This window comes from Spiroplasma sp. Moj, from assembly GCF_016082285.1.
Classification (GTDB): Bacteria; Bacillota_I; Bacilli_A; order Mycoplasmatales; family Mycoplasmataceae; genus Spiroplasma; species Spiroplasma phoeniceum.
In genome coordinates, this window is record NZ_MQTY02000109.1 from 580 (window position 1) to 3,194 (window position 2,615).

The 2,615-nt window shown below is 27.7% G+C and carries 2 protein-coding genes, 1 pseudogene and 1 riboswitch; of the genes and pseudogenes, 1 reads left to right on the forward strand and 2 read right to left on the reverse strand.

Annotation, left to right across the window (positions count from 1 at the left end; translation table 4 throughout):
* Positions 1-61 precede the first annotated feature (61 nt).
* On the reverse strand, positions 62-1,600 hold the full coding sequence (guaA, locus tag BST80_RS04690; protein WP_415746186.1) for a glutamine-hydrolyzing GMP synthase: 1,539 nt from the start codon (positions 1,598-1,600) through the stop codon (positions 62-64).
* The gene (gene hpt / locus BST80_RS04695; RefSeq protein ID WP_114564572.1) at positions 1,601-2,125 is read right to left on the reverse strand and encodes a hypoxanthine phosphoribosyltransferase; all 525 of its coding nucleotides are present in this window, start codon (positions 2,123-2,125) and stop codon (positions 1,601-1,603) included.
* A gap of 106 nt (positions 2,126-2,231) precedes the next feature.
* Positions 2,232-2,329: riboswitch (purine riboswitch) on the reverse strand.
* 104 nt (positions 2,330-2,433) lie between these two features.
* Here hpt and BST80_RS04700 point away from each other — a divergent pair.
* Positions 2,434-2,615: pseudogene (locus BST80_RS04700) on the forward strand (hypothetical protein); the annotation flags it as partial.

The window sequence follows — 2,615 nt, forward strand, 5'->3', positions numbered from 1 at the left end:
AAAATTTTTAAAANNNTAACTGGTCTAAAATGTATATGGTATCTCACATACTAATATTTTTTTATTCCCATTCAATTGTTCCTGGTGGTTTTGATGTAATATCATAAGTAATTCGATTAATTCCATGAACTTCACTTACAATTCGAGCTGATACTTTTTCCAATAATTCAAATGGCAGCCGACTTCAATTTGCTGTCATAAAATCATTTGTATTAACACTGCGCACAACAGCAGTATATCCATATGTTCGTACATCGCCCATTACACCAACTGACTGAACAGGTAATAAAACAACAAATGCTTGTGCAACTTGATCATATAAATTTGCCTGATATAATTCATCAATAAAAATTTGATCAGCTGCTTGTAATAAAGCTACTTTTTCTGCGGTAATTTCACCAATAATTCGGACTGCTAAACCTGGTCCTGGAAACGGATGCTTATACACAAATTTAGAATCAATGCCCAATTCTTCACCAGTTCGGCGAACTTCATCTTTAAATAATTCACGTAATGGTTCAATTAATTGAAATGGTAAATCCTTTGGTAATCCCCCAACATTATGATGCGATTTAATTGTGTCAGATGGTCCCTTCACTGAGACAGATTCAATCACATCTGGATAAATTGTTCCTTGTCCTAATCATTTAACATTTTGAATTTTTATTGCTTCTTCATTAAAAATTTCAATAAATAAATTCCCAATAATTTTTCGCTTTTCTTCTGGATTAGTAACTCCCTTTAAAGCAGTTAAAAATCTTTCTTGCGCATTAATTTTAATAATATTTAATTTAAATTTTTCTTGAAATTTTTGTAAATCATTTCATCCACTATCTTGGCGTAATAATCCGGTGTCAACAAAAATACATGTTAATTGTTTTCCAATTGCTTTATGTAATAAAACTGCACAAACACTAGAATCAACACCACCTGATAATGCTAAAACAACATTATCAGTTCCAACTTTATTCTTAATCTCAGTTGTTGCTGCTGAAATAAACTCTGTAATTTTTCATTTTGGCTCACAACCACAAATGTTAAAAACAAAATTGCTTAATAATTGTTGGCCAATTAAAGTGTGGGTTACTTCTGGATGAAATTGTAAACCATAAATTTTCTTTTCTGAATGTTTAATTGCACTAATTGAATTTTCACTATGAGCAATTTGAATAAAATTTGTTGGCATGCCTTCAATATGATCAGCATGACTCATTCACACTTGTGATTTAACAGGGATGTTCGCAAATAAATCTTCTTGATTATCAATAATTAATTCTGAAAAACCAAATTCTTGTTTTGTTGCTCGTTGCACTGTCCCTTCATGTAAATGACTTATTAATTGCATTCCATAACAAATTCCTAAAACAGGAACTTTTAATTCAAACAATTGTTTATCAATTAAAAATGCATCTTCTGCATAAACAGAAGCAGGCCCACCTGATAAAATAATTCCTTTCATTGGTGTTATTTTAATTTTTTCTAATGCTGTATTATATGGTCATACTTCACAATATACTTCTAAGTCACGGATCCGACGAGCAATTAATTGAGTGTATTGTGACCCAAAATCTAAAATAATAATTTTATTTGTTGTTTTCATTTATTCACCTCTCCATATGTATACATTTGGTAATTGTCGAAATTGGTCATTATAATCAAAACCATAACCAACAATAAACTCATTTGGAACAATAAATAGTGCATCATAGGGATAATTAAAATTTGGATGCATAGCAATTTTATCTGCTAAACAAACTACTTGTAAACTATTTGGTTTTTTTGCTTGAATTTGTTCAATGACAGCCGATAAAGTTTTACCAGTATCAATCAAATCTTCAATTAATAAAACATCTTGTCCAGTAATATCTTTTGAAATATCCTTATGAATAGTAAGTTTATTTGTTGACTGAGTTCCAATGTAACTTGAAATACTCATTGTATCAATCACAATTTGAATTTTAAGTTGTTTTAACAAATCACTCATAAAAAATAATGCTCCATTTAGTAAACCAATACAATATAATGTTTTGCCTTCGTATAATTTATTTAATTTTTCCGCATAATCCTTAATTTTATTTTGAATTTTATCCTCTGGTAGATATAATTCTAATTTGTCTATTTGCACAATTGTTATTCTCCTTTACAAAATAAAAAAATAAAAACATAAACTATCATTGCTAATGTGCGAAATAGGTTATGCAAATTATTTTTGTTAAATTTACGAAAATAAAACAAAAAAAATTATGCCCTATAGTATCTTAATGACGGTAAGATGTAGAAACATTAGTCCATAATACTAACATATATCAGCATTTTATTTTTTTATCACATGTTAACTATAACTTATTCTTAAAATTAATGCAAGATAATTTATAAAACNTTAATGTGAAAACCATATACATTTTAGACCACTGATTTAGTCTTTAAATTAGAATGGAGATTAAAATGAAAAAGTATATGGTAACAAGCATTCCAACTGAAAATGAATTATATTCATTACAACGAAAAATAAAAAAATGATATTTACAACAAAAACTTACAAAAGAAATAAATTATATTTATCAAAATGTCATTAATTATTTTAATTTATGTCAGAAATACTATTTATATGAAAA